The sequence below is a fragment of the Marinovum sp. 2_MG-2023 genome (assembly GCF_030548265.1).
In the GTDB taxonomy this organism is placed as follows: domain Bacteria; phylum Pseudomonadota; class Alphaproteobacteria; order Rhodobacterales; family Rhodobacteraceae; genus Marinovum.
In genome coordinates, this window is sequence record NZ_JAUOSD010000027.1 from 14,514 (window position 1) to 27,784 (window position 13,271).

At 60.4% G+C, this 13,271-nt stretch carries 16 protein-coding genes and 1 tRNA gene; 6 read left to right on the forward strand and 11 right to left on the reverse strand.

Features of this window, described 5'->3' with window-relative positions:
• The first annotated feature begins 35 nt into the window (after positions 1-35).
• Positions 36-1,184, forward strand: a complete 1,149-nt coding sequence (locus Q4577_RS20405) for an AMP-binding protein (RefSeq protein ID WP_303472418.1) — start codon at positions 36-38, stop codon at positions 1,182-1,184.
• The gene (locus Q4577_RS20410; RefSeq protein ID WP_303472416.1) at positions 1,184-2,284 is read left to right on the forward strand and encodes a thiolase family protein; all 1,101 of its coding nucleotides are present in this window, start codon (positions 1,184-1,186) and stop codon (positions 2,282-2,284) included. The genes Q4577_RS20405 and Q4577_RS20410 overlap by 1 nt, the downstream gene beginning before the upstream one ends.
• A 111-nt stretch (positions 2,285-2,395) precedes the next feature.
• Here the strand turns inward: Q4577_RS20410 and Q4577_RS20415 are convergent, their stop codons facing one another.
• The 7 genes from Q4577_RS20415 to fabB all read right to left on the reverse strand — a co-directional run bounded on the left by Q4577_RS20415 (position 2,396) and on the right by fabB (position 7,829).
• Positions 2,396-2,950: an MOSC domain-containing protein gene (locus Q4577_RS20415; protein ID WP_303472414.1), complete on the reverse strand. Its 555-nt coding sequence runs from the start codon at positions 2,948-2,950 to the stop codon at positions 2,396-2,398.
• Between the two features lie 8 nt (positions 2,951-2,958).
• Positions 2,959-3,507: a biotin transporter BioY gene (locus Q4577_RS20420; protein ID WP_303472412.1), complete on the reverse strand. Its 549-nt coding sequence runs from the start codon at positions 3,505-3,507 to the stop codon at positions 2,959-2,961.
• Between the two features lies 1 nt (position 3,508).
• Positions 3,509-4,123: an energy-coupling factor transporter transmembrane component T gene (locus Q4577_RS20425; RefSeq protein ID WP_303472410.1), complete on the reverse strand. Its 615-nt coding sequence runs from the start codon at positions 4,121-4,123 to the stop codon at positions 3,509-3,511.
• Positions 4,098-4,847 (reverse strand): energy-coupling factor ABC transporter ATP-binding protein, encoded by a 750-nt coding sequence (locus tag Q4577_RS20430; RefSeq protein WP_303472408.1) that lies wholly within the window; start codon positions 4,845-4,847, stop codon positions 4,098-4,100. Before Q4577_RS20430 ends, Q4577_RS20425 begins: the two co-directional genes overlap by 26 nt.
• A 183-nt stretch (positions 4,848-5,030) precedes the next feature.
• Positions 5,031-5,744, reverse strand: coding sequence for a hypothetical protein (locus Q4577_RS20435; protein WP_303472406.1), 714 nt, complete (start codon positions 5,742-5,744; stop codon positions 5,031-5,033).
• Between the two features lie 57 nt (positions 5,745-5,801).
• Positions 5,802-6,593, reverse strand: coding sequence for an enoyl-ACP reductase (locus Q4577_RS20440; RefSeq protein ID WP_303472404.1), 792 nt, complete (start codon positions 6,591-6,593; stop codon positions 5,802-5,804).
• 6 nt (positions 6,594-6,599) lie between these two features.
• Positions 6,600-7,829, reverse strand: coding sequence for a beta-ketoacyl-ACP synthase I (gene fabB, locus Q4577_RS20445; protein ID WP_244685464.1), 1,230 nt, complete (start codon positions 7,827-7,829; stop codon positions 6,600-6,602).
• 218 nt (positions 7,830-8,047) lie between these two features.
• Between fabB and Q4577_RS20450 the strand changes: the two genes are divergently transcribed.
• Positions 8,048-9,466 carry a hypothetical protein gene (locus tag Q4577_RS20450; RefSeq protein ID WP_303472402.1) on the forward strand — a complete coding sequence of 473 codons (1,419 nt, stop codon included), beginning with the start codon at positions 8,048-8,050 and terminating at the stop codon, positions 9,464-9,466.
• Between the two features lie 79 nt (positions 9,467-9,545).
• On the opposite strand, the gene fabA is transcribed toward Q4577_RS20450, so the two are convergent.
• Entirely contained in the window at positions 9,546-10,055 is a 510-nt protein-coding gene (fabA, locus tag Q4577_RS20455; RefSeq protein WP_303472399.1) for a bifunctional 3-hydroxydecanoyl-ACP dehydratase/trans-2-decenoyl-ACP isomerase, read from the reverse strand.
• A gap of 188 nt (positions 10,056-10,243) precedes the next feature.
• On the opposite strand from fabA, the gene irr reads away from it, so the two are divergent.
• From irr to Q4577_RS20470, 3 genes are all read left to right on the forward strand, one after another.
• Complete coding sequence (gene irr, locus Q4577_RS20460; RefSeq protein ID WP_303472437.1) at positions 10,244-10,666, forward strand: Fur family transcriptional regulator Irr; 423 nt, start codon at positions 10,244-10,246, stop codon at positions 10,664-10,666.
• 105 nt (positions 10,667-10,771) lie between these two features.
• Positions 10,772-11,029, forward strand: a complete 258-nt coding sequence (locus tag Q4577_RS20465; RefSeq protein WP_244685459.1) for a hypothetical protein — start codon at positions 10,772-10,774, stop codon at positions 11,027-11,029.
• Between the two features lie 244 nt (positions 11,030-11,273).
• The gene (locus Q4577_RS20470) at positions 11,274-11,678 is read left to right on the forward strand and encodes a hypothetical protein (RefSeq protein WP_303472397.1); all 405 of its coding nucleotides are present in this window, start codon (positions 11,274-11,276) and stop codon (positions 11,676-11,678) included.
• Positions 11,679-11,833: 155 nt separating this feature from the next.
• Here Q4577_RS20470 and Q4577_RS20475 read toward each other — a convergent pair.
• From Q4577_RS20475 to Q4577_RS20485, 3 genes are all read right to left on the reverse strand, one after another.
• Positions 11,834-11,920: transfer RNA gene (locus Q4577_RS20475), tRNA-Leu, on the reverse strand.
• 216 nt (positions 11,921-12,136) lie between these two features.
• Positions 12,137-12,709, reverse strand: coding sequence for a hypothetical protein (locus Q4577_RS20480; protein WP_303472396.1), 573 nt, complete (start codon positions 12,707-12,709; stop codon positions 12,137-12,139).
• 29 nt (positions 12,710-12,738) lie between these two features.
• Positions 12,739-13,215, reverse strand: coding sequence for an Lrp/AsnC family transcriptional regulator (locus Q4577_RS20485; protein WP_303472395.1), 477 nt, complete (start codon positions 13,213-13,215; stop codon positions 12,739-12,741).
• Positions 13,216-13,271: the final 56 nt, after the last annotated feature.

Here is a 13,271-nt window from a genome sequence, read left to right on the forward strand (position 1 = left end):
GCAGCGGCGACAAACCTGTGGCATAGATCGGTGCCATGCATGCCACTTTTGAAATCGCACCCCGAAGTGAAATTCTGACCCCCGAGGCACCGGGGCTGACGGTATTGGTCGATGGGCTGCGCCGGGGGCATTCGCTTTGGGCGTCGCAATCTGGCACGGCAATCACCACACGGGCCGATGCAACGCCGTTTCTGTATTGCGAGACTTCGGGTTCCAGCGGTCAGCCAAAGGTGATCCGCCGCCGACCGGCCAGCTGGATCGCCTCTTTCGCCATCAATGCCAGGACTTTTGATCTGGGTCCGGCAGACCGTTACGCGACATTAGGGCATCCGGGCCATTCCCTCAGCCTGTTTGCGGTGCTTGAGGCGCTGCACATAGGGGCGGATATTGCTGTGCTTGCCGGCATGTCACCGCGACGCCAGACCGAAACACTGGCAGAGCTGGCCATCAGCGTGATCTATGCGACGCCCACGCAGCTGCGATTGCTCACCCGGATGAGCAAAGACGCAGCGCAGGTCGTGTTGCCGAATGTCCGCCGCCTGTTTTGTGGTGGTGGCAAACTGGACCCTGCCCTGCGGGCCGATCTCTGCGATCTGCTGCCCCATGCGGAGGTGCGTGAATTTTTCGGGGCCAGTGAAACAAGTTTCATCACCATGAGCGATGGCAATACCCCTGCGGGTTCGGTCGGCCGCGCCTATCCCGGTGTTGCGCTGCGCGTCGCCGCGCCGCATGAAACTGCGGAAATTCTGGTCCAAAGCCCCTATGTGTTTGATGGCTACGAGGTCGGCGAAACCCAGGACACCCATTGGCAGGACGGATATCTTGGCATTGGTGAAATGGGCTATCTGGACGCGGCGGGCTATCTTTTCCTGCGGGGCCGCAAACGGCGGATGGTCACGGTGGCAGATCACAATGTATTTCCCGAAGAGATTGAGCAGCTTGTGCTAACCCAACCGGGCGTGACCGGCTGTGCGGTGCTGGCAATCCCCGACGCGCTGCGTGGGCATAAACTCATCTGCTTTCTGACCGGGCGATTTGACGAGGCGGCCTTGCGACGGACCTGCCGCGCGGCATTTGGGCCCGCAGCGGTACCGCAGCGTTTTGTCCTGCTCGATGCCATCCCGTTGCTTTCGGCGGGGAAACCCGATTTGCCGCGCCTGGCCGCAATGGTCGGGGGCAATTGATGCGGCGCAGCTATATGATCGCGGCACGGCGCAGCCCGATCGCGCCCCGGGGCGGCGCGCTGCATGCTCTGGCGCTGCATGAGCTTGCGACGCCGGTGATTGCGCAGGTGCTGGCAGATGCCGGGATTGGCCCGGATCGGGTGGAAGAAATCATAGTCTCCAATGCGCTGGGGGGCGGCGGTAATCCTGCGCGGGTTGTCGCCCTGGCGGCTGGGTTGCCGGAACATGTGGCGGGATTGAGCATTGATCGCCAATGCGTCGGTGGTCTGGATGCGGTTTTGCTGGCCGATATGATGGTGCGGTCCGGGCAACATGACATCGTGCTGGCCGGCGGAGTCGAGAGCTATTCCCGCCGCCCGCTGCGGCTCCGCAGTTTTGCCGATGGACGCGCGCCAGAACCCTATGATCAAGCGGCCTTTACCCCCTGGCCCGAGCGCGACCCGGATATGGCGACGGCGGCAGAGGATTTGGCAAAGCAGTTGAACATCAGCCGCGCAGCGCAGGATGCCTGGGCCGTCGAGAGCCATGCCAAGGCACGCGCCTGCCCACCGGAATTTCATCAGGCGGAAATTGTGCCCTTGGCCGGGCTGACGCAAGACAGCTTTACCCGCGCTTTGACCGGGCGGTTATGCGCCCGCGCGCCGGTGGTACATGGCAGTATCACAGCCGCAAATATGGCGGTGGCCGCCGATGGTGCGGGATTTGTTCTGGTGGTGAGCGAGGCCGTCGCAGCGGCGCTGATGTGTCCCGCGGTCGAATTGCTGGCGGGACGGACGCTGGGCGGGACGCCGGACTTGCCCGGGCTGGCGCCGATTGCGGCCATTGATGCGGTTTGGGATCAGGCGACGACCCTGGTGAGCGCCGAAATCATGGAGGCCTTTGCCGTGCAGGCCATCGCCTGTCAAACCGGCGCGGGCCTGCCGGTCGAGATTGTGAACCAATATGGTGGTGCATTGGCGCGGGGCCATCCGGTGGGGGCCTCTGGCGCGGTGCTTGCCGTGCGGCTTTACCAACAGCTTTGTCGCACACCGGGGTCCGGCTTGGCGGCAATCGCCGCAGCGGGCGGATTGGGCACGGCGCTCTTGGCGCGGCGACTGTGATCCATGATCCGCCGCGCCTTTTGGGGGCCAGCCCCCGTGGCCTTTGGCCACCCCCCCGGGATATTTTTGGTCAGATGAAATCCCGGAGTGCGAAACAGGCCGCGAAACCGGTCAGAGTTTGACCAAACGATCCCCGACCGACACCCGGCCATCCTGAGCAATTCGGCAGAGGACGCCGCGCAAACGCAGGTCACGATGGGGGCCGCGATTGATCCAGCGCAGGCTAGCATCCCCATACCAGGCCTGCCATTTGGTGCAGCCGGAATTGCGTTTGTCCGACACTTCCAGCACAGCGGTGCCAACCGCCAATCGCGTGCCAACCGGCAGGTTTTCATGGCTGAGATCCATATCGACAATGATCGGATCGCCGGGATGCGGGGTGCCAGCACGGTCGCGCCAACACAGATCCAGCACTCGTTTCGACAGGATCGACACCTGAATACGGGGATCGGGGGCCCCATCCGGCAGTTTCAGCCAAGGGTTTGTCAGCCAACGCTCGCCCTTGATGCCACCGGAAACGGTCATGTCTAGGTGTTCCGGATAGTCGCGCAGGCCGCTTTCGGGGCGAAAACACAGGTGATCAATGGCCGCGTTATCCTTGGGCGCCGCGCGGATATGATCCAGCGCGGCGTCGCAATCTTCGGCTGTGACGTGAGCAGTGGTCATCATGACGCTCAAGCCGCGCGTGACAGGACGCTGGCGGGGCGTGCCTTGGCCAGGGCGGCCGTCAGCATGCCGGCAATCGCCGCTTTCAGCGCATCACCGGGAATAAATGCGGTGACCAGAGCAGTCGCCTCCAACATGGTTTTGTCCAGCGCATAAGCCAAACCGGCGATGCCAAAGGCATACATCACCACGATGCCCCCGATCACGGATGCCAGGCCCGCGACCAGTGTCAGCGGCGCATTGCCCCATTTCTCGACGATCAATCCGGTGACGAAGGCCGCAAATGGCCAGCCCACCAGGAACCCGGCAGAGGGCGACACAAAGACACCAAGGCCGCCGCGCCCACCGGACAATAACGGCAGGCCGATGGCCACGAGGACCAGAAACAGCAGCACAGCCAAAGTGCCGCGCCGCGCGCCCAAAACGGTGCCGCACAACATGACACCCAGGCTTTGCGCGGTGATTGGCACACCGAACCCCAGGGTGATTTTCGGGATCAGCCCCAGCACCGCAATCAATGCAGCAAACAGGGCTATCAATACGACATTCTTTTCCATCTCAGGTATCCTCTGTAGAAAGCAGGCCTCCCCGCGCGCGCAACGCATCAGAGATTTGATCAGCATCGTCAAGCGCGAGCAAGGTGAAAGGCAGGATAATCCGCCAATTGGCGCGCCGGGGTGAGCGCGCGCGCCACGCGTCGCCCAGCGCGCGGCCCTTGGCCAGCAGCACCGGGGTCATGCGGATCACAAGGGCAATGGCGATTTCCAACGGGCGGCTGGCAATGCCGAAACGGCGCAAGGGTGCGGCAAGCCAGTGCACCACGGAAATCATGTCCGACAGTCGGGTGGTCATCGTTACCAGATTGGCAAGCGCCACCGCAGAGACCAACCGCAACAGGATCACCAGGCCCGGTATCACACTGCCGTCGATCAGGTGAAACAGCGCGACGATCAGCACAAAGGGCCAAAGCATCCAGAGTTTCGCAAGCCCACCGCGCAGGAACTGCCATCCGGGCGCCGCATACAGCGCCAAGACCAAGACAAGGATGGCCAGATGCGCCCAGAGGTTCTGGATGAAAAACAACCCCAGCGTCGCAAGGCACAGCGCCGCCAGCTTGGCCGCGGCTGGCCAACCATGGGCGCGGGTTTTAACCGGGGAGGTCAGCGATATCATCTGCGGCCCCCAATTCTGTCATGCGCGCCACATAGGCGGGCACAACCTCTTCCGCCGGGCCGATTTGGCGCAGCGCACCGCGATCCAGCCACAGCGCGCTGTCATATCCGGCCAGATCCGCCGGGTCATGTGTGATATGGATCAGATTGCCAGTGTAATGATCCAGATACCGGGTCAGCTGTGCCCGGGTGACCATGTCGAGACCGGCAAAGGGTTCGTCAAGAATGAGCAAGCGCGGGGCCATCGCAACAATGGCCATCAAACAGACCAGATGCTTTTGGCCATGGCTGAGCGTATTGATATAGGCCTCTTGCCAATGGGTCTTGTTGAAACGGGCCAATACGTCGCGCGCGGCGTCTTCGGCTGCTGCTTTCTTTTGGCCCTGCTGGATCAGACCAAAGGCCAGTTCTTCCAGCACGGTAGGGAAAATGATCTGGTGATCCGGGTTCTGGAACAGGATGCCGACCTCTGACAGGGCCGCACGCCGGTCCCGCGCCACATCGACGCCATTCAAACGCAACTCGCCCGCCGTAGGGGCCACAAGCCCGGCAAGCAACCGCGCCAGCGTCGTTTTCCCCGATCCATTGCGCCCGACAACCCCAAGTCGCGTGACCGAAATATCCAGCGTCAGAGCAGAAAGAACCACACGGGTGTCATGGGCAAAATCCACCCCCGACAACACCAGCTGGCTGCTGGTCCGAACTGGGACCGAAGCGTCGTTCAAACGAAATTCCCCTGTCGCGCGGCGGGCCTTTCTTTTGGCCCGCGTCTGATCCACCCAGTGGGCGGTCAGCCCATTTGCCTGTGCATTTCAGAAGCTGGGGAGAATTGCAAGGCGACAGAAATCCAATGGTGTGGGGCGGGGTCGTCCCGATGTCAGCACGCCGTTATTGCGGCGCGCATGAAATCAATTGGCGTTGCACAGCTGGGTGGCGCGCATCTGGGTCGCCAGATCCTGACCATCGCCGGTCCAGCAATTGGCGGTCACGGCCTGGGCACCGGCCTGTCCGGTCACGTTGCAATTCAATGTCTGCGCATGGGTGAAGCTTTCCAGCCCAACCCGGGCCAATTGCCCGCGTTCGCTTTGGAGGGCGGGACAGACAAGAGCGTCGATCACCACCGGCATTCCGGCCAATTGCAGCGCATTTCCGGCAAAAACGGCTTCTACCGGACCACTGAGGACGCGACTGGCCGAAACGGTTTCGATATGGCTCAATTCAATTGGTGTGCTTGGCCGATGCCCGCGCCGTTCGGTCCGTGCGTCGGGAACGTCAGCTGTGTCGTGTGAGATCACAGCCAGTGCCGGTCGGGCCAGTCCTGCGACAAATGCGCTGGCCGCGACCTGAAAATCGGTGGCGGCAATATGCGCGCTGGCAATCGTGTCGTCCTGGACCACTTGGGTAAGCGTGTCGCCAGCCCCTGCCAGCATCACCTGAACCTCAGGTGCGCGTAGCATGCCACGCGACACCGTCAGCACCAGGGCGACAGACAGGATCTTGACGCTCCAGCGGAACAGTCGAGACTTTGGGGTTCGCCCAGCCGATGCAAGTTTCCCCCGCATCCGGGATTTATCGCCGATCATAGCGGCTTTAAGAGCTTGGTCAGGTGTCATGGTTAACATTTGCCTACCCTCCTTGACGGGAGAAGGGCGGAAATGAGCCAGAACTGCGGCGTTCCCCTAAAGGTTGTCTGCCTGCGGCATTCCCAAGACGTGAAAGCCCCCATCGACCCGAATAATTTCACCCGTGGTACAGGCCCCGGCATCCGACGCGAGGTATACCGCAGTGCCGCCCACGGCCTCTAGCGTGGCATTGGCGCGCAGCGGCGCGTTTTGATCCGTGTGCTTATAGGTCTTGCGCGCACCACCAATGGCCGCACCGGCCAGGGTTTTCATCGGACCGGGGGAAATGGCGTTGACGCGAATGCCCTCGGGGCCAAGATCATTGGCAAGATAACGCACAGCAGCCTCAAGCGCGGCCTTGGCGATGCCCATGACATTGTAATTCGGCGTGACGCGATTCGATCCCATATAGGTCAGCGTCAAAAGCGTGCCGCCATTTTCAACCATCATCGGATGGGCGCGGCGGGCGACCTCGATAAAGGAATAGGCCGAGATATCCATCGAGTTCTTGAAGTTGTTGCGGCTGGTGTTCAGCACCCGGCCGGTCAATTCGTTCTTGTCGCTGAAGGCGATGGCGTGGACCACAAAATCAATCGTCGGCCAGCGGTCCCCCAGCTTTTCGAATGCCACATCGAGCGAGGCATCATCGGTCACATCAACATCGACAAGAAAGTCCGATCCGACCGATGCCGCCAGCGGCTCAACCCGTTTGCCGAATGCCTCGCCCTGATAGGTAAAGGCCAGCTCTGCACCAGCTTCGGCCATCGCCTTGGCAATGCCCCAGGCGATAGAGCGTTCGTTGGCAACACCCATGACAAGCCCGCGCTTGCCCTTCATTGACTGCGACATGTCCGTTTATCCGTTATATTTGCTAAGAAGCATGGAGCCGTTGGTGCCGCCAAACCCGAAGGAATTGGTCATCACTGTATCCAGCCCGGCATTTTCCACCAGCGTGGTGGCGATTTCTGCCGGTTTCAGTGCCGGATCAAGCGTTTCGACGTTGATCGACGGGATGATGAAATCGTTGTCCAAAGCCAGCAGACAATAAATCGCCTCTTGTGCGCCGGTGGCGCCCTGGCTGTGGCCGGTCATGGATTTGGTCGAAGACACCGGCGGCGTGCTGCCATCGCCAAAGACGCGGCGCACCGCCTCGATTTCGCCGACATCGCCGACCGGCGTGGATGTGCCGTGGGCGTTGATATAGCCAACCTTGCGCCCCTCTTCCAAGGTGCTGAGCGCGACGCGCATCGCCCGCTCGCCGCCTTCGCCCGAGGGGGCCACCATATCGGCGCCATCCGATGTCGCGCCATAGCCCGTGACCTCGGCGTAGATCTTGGCGCCGCGCGCCTTGGCGTGTTCCAGTTCTTCCAGAACCAGCATCCCGCCGCCGCCGCCAATCACAAACCCATCGCGGTCTGCATCAAACGCCCGCGATGCACGTTCCGGCGTATCGTTGTATTTCGACGACATCGCGCCCATCGCGTCAAACAGGCAGGACAATGTCCAGTCCAGTTCTTCGCCGCCACCGGCAAACATCACGTCCTGTTTGCCCATCATGATCTGTTCCGCCGCGTTGCCAATGCAATGCAGCGAGGTCGAGCAGGCCGAGGTGATGGAATAGTTGATGCCTTTGATCTTGTACGCCGTCGACAGATTGGCCGAAACGGTCGAACACATGGTTTTTGGCACCGCAAAGGGCCCGATCCGCTTGGTCGCGCCGGTTTTCAGCACGGTCTGATGCGCCTGCAACATCGCGCTGGTCGATGGGCCACCCGAGCCCGCCACCAAACCGGTGCGTGGGTTCACAACATCGCGTTCCTCAAGCCCGGCATCGGCAATCGCCTGCCCCATGGCAATATAGGCATAGGCCGCCCCCGGCCCCATGAACCGCAGCGTGCGTTTGTCGACATGGTCCGCGACATTCAGCTTCAGGTCACCGGCAATCTGGCTGCGGAATCCATGTTCCTTCATCGCCTCATTGGCGGTGATCCCGGATGTCCCGGATTTGAGCGAGGCCAGAACCTCTTCCACATTGTTGCCGATGGAGGACACAATCCCCAGACCAGTCACGACGACACGACGCATGCGCGCACTCCCATGTTTGTTAGGGCATTACTAGGGCATGCGAGGGGAGACGCGCAAGGTGGGTGGGCTGTTTGGTGTGCAGTTGCGGCCAGTTAAGGCGATGCAACGACCGTCTTATAACTTTCACAAAGAACCCGGCCTTGCATCCTTTGTCTGTGTTGCCACCCGATTCATCCTATTCCATGGTGCGGCCATTCGACCAAAAGGGAAAACTACAAATGCGTTACCTTTCGATCCCGCTGGGCCTGGCACTGACTTGCGTGACACTTTCTGCCGCAGCCGAAGACCAGTACCAACATGACTTCAAGTCGCTGCTGCAAAATCTTCCGATTGCCGACCAAAAGGTCAGCATGTCACCGCGACCCATTGTCTTTAAGGGCAAGGAAACACCGGGCCAACATGATTGCTTCTGGATGGGTCCGGTTTATTCCGGGGCGTTCAACATCGCCTATCCCGATGGCGGCGCGGTGTATTGGGCGACGGCATTTACCATGCCCAAGGATGCGCCGGACGCCTATCTGGAAATTTCCGGCAACTTCCCACAGGCACGGTATATGTCGCTGCACAGCTATACCGAGGGTGGCGCGCCCTATGACCATGTGATGGACGTCGACATCACCGCCGATGATGGCAGCGAAAATCCTTTCCTGAGCGGGACTTACGGCGATGCGATGGCCTATACCCTGCGCGTGGTCCAGGGCGAAGCCCCACAAGAGCGCGCCCCCAATACCGTATATCTTGGCCCCACCGACAAGGTTGACCGCAGCCCGCTGTTGCTGCGTCATTACATTCCGGAAACCGGCGATGATCTGACCGGCGGCGCGGGACTTGCCAATGTGGCGCTGGTGATGGGCGATGGCACCCGGCTGGAAGGTCAGGCCGCCTGTGACGCGCTTGCCAGCCCCGGACCGGACGACGCGGAACGTGTCTTGATCTCGCCCGCTTTGGCGCAGGACGATTTTGACAACATGCTGAAAAAGCCCGAAGTCGCGGACAATTACCTACACACCAAGCATGAGGCTTGGAACGTTTTCTGGGATCCGCGCATCAACCTGATGGCGTTCATGTCACCCAAGTTGCAACAGGTCATGGAAACAGCGGCGCGGGTTGGGTTCATCCCCAAGACCTCCGGCTTTTACGCCAACCTCGACAATCAATATGTCGCGATTTCGTTGAACGAAGATTTCGGCGATGTTGTCGTGCTTGAGGCGAAAATGCCCCGCACCCCCGCCACCGGGGCCGATATGGGCCAGCCTGACAATTATGATCTGCGTTATTGGTCGCTTTGCACCAACGAAAGCCTTGTCACGACACGGTTTTCCGATTGCATCTATGACAGCGAGGTCACGCTGGACGATGATCGCGCCTATTCAATTGTCATCAGCAAATCCGCGAACCGCCCGGAAAATGCGACGGCGGAATGTGGTGTAAGCTGGCTTGACTGGGGCGATGCAGGCGACGGGGCCGGACATACCAACATTACGGCGCTGCTGCTGCGCAACATGGCGCCCAACCCGGCGTTTTCGGCCGCGGTCCAAAACATTCCCGGCCCGGGGCTGGAGGTCGACACCATGGGCGCCTACCTGCCCAAAGCTGTCTACAGCACCAAAGCCGATTTTGAGGCGCGAGGCTGCTGAGCGCACCGCAACGCATCACCAAAACAAAAAAAGAGGCCCGCAACCGGGCCTCTTTTCACATCCGCTGGTACGCGCGAAATCAGCTTTCGCTCAGCGCGACTTTCATATCCTTGACCTGATAGATCACCTCGCCGTCGGCCTCGACGATGCCGTCCGCCACGCCCATTGTCAGACGCCGGGTTTGAATCGCCTTGGTGAAATTGATCCGATAGGTCAACATCTTGCGGTCCGGGCGCACCATGCCGGTCAGCTTGACCTCGCCCACGCCCAGCGCATAACCGCGCCCCTGCCAGCCGCGCCAGCCAAGGTTGAAACCGGTCAACTGCCACAGGCCATCAAGACCCAAACAGCCGGGCATGATCGGGTTGCCGGGAAAGTGGCAGTCAAAGAACCACAGGTCGGGCTTGATGTCGAATTCCGCCACCACATGGCCCTTGCCATTTTCGCCGCCGTCACCCGAAATATCGGTGATCCGATCCATCATCAGCATCGGCGGTTCCGGCAATTGCGCATTGCCCGGACCAAAAAGCTCGCCTCTGGCACATTTCAGAAGCGCATCTCTGTCGAAACTGGTGGGGTATTCGGCCATTCAGGCACCTTCCTTGGATCACACAAATCTATCTGATCCGGTCTAACACCCGCATGCCAACCCATGCAAGAGCGCCGGGAATGATGAGATTGTTGCCACAAACAGCCATTATTGCCACATGCGCCGCATTGAAAAGCCACCAAAAGACGCTCTATATTGTTCCAAGGCGAGGAGTGCGAGGCATGAATATGACATCCCCAGCGATCGACCGCGGTGCGGTGTGGTTGTCCGGCGCAGGGCTGCGCCCGACCCGACAGCGCCTCACCCTGGCGTCCTTGCTGGTCGGCGACGGCCGTAACCGCCATGTCACCGCCGAAAGCCTGTTTGCAAAAGTTCAGGACGTCGGCGAAAGCGTTTCTCTGGCCACGGTCTACAACACCCTGCGGGCGTTTTGTGACGCGGGCCTGATGCAAGAGGTGACAGTGGATGGCCAGAAAAGCTATTTCGACACCAACACCCATGACCATCCGCATTTTTACTGGGAAGACGAAGGCCACCTGACCGATGCCCCGGCCGATCAGTTGAAAATCGTCTCTTTGCCGGATGCGCCGGAGGGGGCAGAAATTGCCAGCGTCGACGTGGTGATCCGATTGCGGCGCAAACCGGTCTGACCACGCGCCACCCGGCCCCGCATCGAGCTTTTTCCCCAGATCCGCCCAAGTGCCGCCGTATTTCGCCAGCAGTTTGCATCCGAAGACGCAATGCGAGAGGCCCCCATGAAACGCACATTGATCAAACACGCCCGGTCCTGGCTTTTGCTGACGGCCATGGTGCCGGTGTTTCTGGCGGCGAACTGGTATTTGCTGTCCGGGGTGCTGTCGATGCAGGTTTTCGATTTGATGGCCGGGGCCTATCTGATGTGCATTGCGGTCACGCTTGCCTGGGTGCGGCATTCTCTCAGCACCCGCATGACCAAGACGCTGTCGCAACGCGGCGCGCGCTGGACCAGCCTGATGGCGACAGAAGCGGCATAAGCGCAAAATCGGGGGGAACTCCGCCCCCTTTTTGATCAAACGCGCTTATTTGCCAGGCACATACCCCGACATACACGACCACAAGCATCCGCTGCGCCGCCCCAGTCCGCTGGTGCGGCATTTTTCTGTTATGCTGCGAACGTCGCCTTAAATTCTTTTTCAGGGATTGGGCGCATCATCGAAACCCTAGCGCCTATCGGGAGGACGCGGCGTTACCCCTGCTTAACTGCAAAGGAGCGCTGATATGTTCGCTTTCGCCTTTCCCCGTGTTGCACACGGGGCGCTGAGACTTGCCTTTTTTCTGGCTTTTGTGCTGGTGGGCCTTGCCGCCAGAGCCGATGACGGCCCGGCCTACCTGCAACCTGATGAACGTCAATTGCGCACGCATTTCATCTGTGCCGAAAGCGCGCGGGTGCGACCGTTGGACCGGGCCGCAATTCACGTTTGTTCCCATGTCTTTCAACGGCTTAAAATCGGTTTTGTGCCCGGCATGACAATCGACAGATATGATGCATTGAGCGGCGAAGAACGCGCCCGCGTCAATCGCGAAGGTTATATGGCCTGGCGAGCCTGGGTGTCGGCCAACCGGGACCGTGTCGGCGATCTGCGACGCGCGGCGCGCACCTCATTGTTCGGCATCGCGGCCTGAGCGCCTTATGCCACGGGTGCACGACAGCCTGACAAAAGCTGCGCCGAAAACCTAAACCCCACAGCGGACCCGTTCAGGGTCCGCGCAAAATTGCGGGGCGGCGCCAGCCTGCACGAATATTTCGGATTTTCGAGCCAAACGCTCTAAATGTGAAATGGTGCGGGCGGTGGGACTCGAACCCACACGGGCACAAGGCCCAACAGATTTTAAGTCTGGTATGTCTACCATTCCATCACGCCCGCATCTGGCGTTGGTCTTCAGTTTTCGGTTTCGGGCCAATTTCAGGCCTGAAAACCAATCATCCAATCGCAACGCCTTGTTTTGTATGCATTTTACCGCATGCATTCAAGGGTTTTGAAACTCTTGTGTTGACCGGCCCACCGCGCCATCATTTCGGCACGCGGGTCAGCGCCGCGACCATAAGACGCTCGTCCCGGCGAGAAAACAGCAAAATTGCGTCAGAGATCGGTTTCCTCGGCCTCGGGCGGTAATTGCGCCAGAAAACGGCGTTCCGGCAACCATGGGTTCAGCTCAAGCGCGCGAAGCAGGTCGCGCCGCGCCGCATCGTTTTGCCCCAAGGCCATCAGGGTCAGCGCCCGGCCAGACAAGGCCCCGACATGGCGGGGTGACAGCGCGATCACGCGGTCCAGATCGACCAATGCAGCCGCATAGTCACGCTGAATGAACCGGATAAAGCCGCGCTGGTTGTAGCCTTCGGCATAGTCGGGGCAATGGTCGATCAGGATTTCAAAATCCCGCAACGCGCCCAGAAAATCCTGTGCGCCCCGTTTGCGCAGTCCCCGGTCAAGAATTTCCTGCGCCTGCTGATCCGGCGCATCGGCCCACAGATTCCACATCTGATTGACCACGACCTGGGCCGCGCCTTCGTTCGGGGCGGCCTGTACCTGGGCAAAAAGCCGGTCAAACCGCGCGGAATGATCGGCCGCATCGGGGCAGCTCTCTGCAGCGGCAGACCCGGCGAGCCAAATCATCGGCCAAAGCGCCGATTGAAACAAAAACAAACGTACCATACCCTATCGTGTCAGGTTTCGCCGCCCGATCAAGTCACATCGCCGAGACCGCTTTCCTTGATTGCCTGCATCGCGACATAGGTCGATGTGCTGGCCAAATGCGGCAGGGTCGAGATTTTTTCCGCCAAAACCAGCCGATAGGCGCGCATGTTGGTGGTGCGCACTTTCATCAGATAGTCGAAATTGCCGGCAATCAGGTGGCATTGCTCGATTTCCGGGATCTTCGCCACCGCCGCAGCAAAGGCCGCCAGCGCGGCTTCGCGTGTATCGGCCAGGCGCACCTCGACAAAGGCAACATGATCCAGACCCAGCCGGATCGGGTCCAACATGGCGCGATACCCCCGGATGACCCCCGCCTCTTCCAGCCGCCGCACCCGTGTCTGGGTCGGCGATTTTGACAGGCCAATGCGCTTGGCCAACTCGGTTACGGAAATACGCCCGTCTTCGGCCAGGACCGCGATAATGGCCCGGTCAAAGCTATCTAGTTCGAATTGATCCGATTGCACTGAAATGCCCCACAAATTCGGTTCGTTACAGATGAATTCTGGCAGAGAACGGGAAA